Annotated in this window: 1 protein-coding gene; it reads left to right on the top strand. The window is 66.1% G+C overall.

The features are described 5' to 3' along the window. Positions 1-94: 94 nt before the first annotated feature. On the top strand, positions 95-1,477 hold the full coding sequence (locus ATB98_RS00065) for an IS1380 family transposase (protein WP_066867487.1): 1,383 nt from the start codon (positions 95-97) through the stop codon (positions 1,475-1,477). Positions 1,478-1,595: the final 118 nt, after the last annotated feature.

Below are 1,595 nucleotides of genomic sequence, written 5' to 3'. Positions count from 1 at the left end.
CCTGAATCTCTCAAAGTAGGGAGGTGCATCGGGCCCACGAATCTGAGAAACTGCTTTTACGACAAAGGCTTACCAGATTCGTTACGGAGGCCCGATGCAAACACACTGTATCTCCGCGCAGCTCGAATTTGAAGGCTTCGACGGCCATAAAGTGGTCGCCGGTTTCGACGGCGGAGCGATCACCTCGGATGCCGGTGCGCTGCTGCTTCGCCACGTCGATGGGGCCATCGGGCTGTTCGACCGGGTGGCCGCCTGCTTCGTCGATCGTCGCGATGCGACCTGCACGGTCCACAGCGTGCGTACCCTGGTCGGGCAGCGCATTGCGGCGATCGCGCTGGGCTACGAGGATGTCGACGACCACGACACGCTGCGCCACGATCCGGTGCTCGCGCTTCTGTCGGAGCGGCTGACGCCGAAGCGGCAAGACTGTGCGGTGCTTGCCGGCAAATCGACGTTGAACCGGCTGGAGCATGGCCGCCCCGACGAGACGACGCGCTATCATAAGATCGCCTATGACAAGAGCGCGCTGGAAGCGCTGTTCGTGGAGCTGTTCCTCGACGCCCACGACGGGCCGCCGGACGAGATCGTGCTCGACCTCGACGCCACCGACGACCCGCTGCACGGCAATCAGGAGGGCAAGTTCTTCCACGGCTATTACGACTGCTATTGCTACCTGCCGCTCTACATCTTCTGTGGCCGGCATCTGCTGGCGGCCAAGCTGCGGCGCTCCAACATCGACGCCAGCGCCGGCGCGGTCGAGGAGGTCGCGCGGATCGTGACGCAGATCCGCGCCCGCTGGCCGAAGGTCGGCATCATCCTGCGGGCCGATTCCGGTTTTGCCCGCGACGAGATGATGAGCTGGTGCGAGGCAAACGGCGTCGACTATGTCTTCGGCCTGGCCCGCAACAAGCGGCTGGAAAGGACGATCGCCGAGGCGCTCGAGGAAGCGCGCCAGGCGGCCGAGGAAGGCGGTGCGGCTGCCCGCGTCTTCCGCGACTTCCTGTGGTCGACGCAGGACAGCTGGTCACGCCGGCGGCGGGTCGTCGCCAAGGCCGAATGGACGAGGATGGGCGCCAATCCGCGCTTCGTCGTCACCTCGCTTGCGGCGGAGCGCTCAGCGCCAAAACCGCTCTACGAGGCGCTTTACTGCGCCCGCGGCGACATGGAGAACCGGATCAAGGAATGCCAGCTCGATCTCTATGCCGACCGCACCAGTGCCCGCACCATGCGCGCCAATCAGCTGCGGCTGTGGTTCGCCGCGCTGGCCTATGTGCTGATCTGCGCGCTGCGCCGCCTCGGTCTCGCCCAGACCCGGCTTGCCGATGCCACCTGCGGCACGATCCGCCTGAAGCTCCTGAAGATCGGCGCGCAGGTCCGCGTCTCGGTCCGCCGCATCAAGGTGGCGATGGCCTCGGCCTGTCCCCATGCTGCGGAATTTGCCCTCGCCCACGCCCGAATAGGCGCCGCGGCCCGATGATGCCGCCGGACCCGAACCCTTCCCGCCAACAGTAGAGGATTACATCACCGGCCACGATAAATGCCGTGCACCGCGGCACCGGCAGCGCGCGTCCTCGCCTGCGAGCGCCACGAGACCT

The sequence above is a fragment of the Sinorhizobium saheli genome (assembly GCF_001651875.1).
In the GTDB taxonomy this organism is placed as follows: Bacteria; Pseudomonadota; Alphaproteobacteria; order Rhizobiales; family Rhizobiaceae; genus Sinorhizobium; species Sinorhizobium saheli.
Note: the sequence above shows the minus strand (reverse complement) of the source record. Positions and strands in the feature narration are given on the sequence as shown.

Excerpts from the sequence above, each read along its gene's own strand:
- ATB98_RS00065 (WP_066867487.1), top strand. The coding sequence starts at position 95 with ATGCAAACACACTGTATCTCCGCGCAGCTCGAATTTGAAGGCTTCGAC.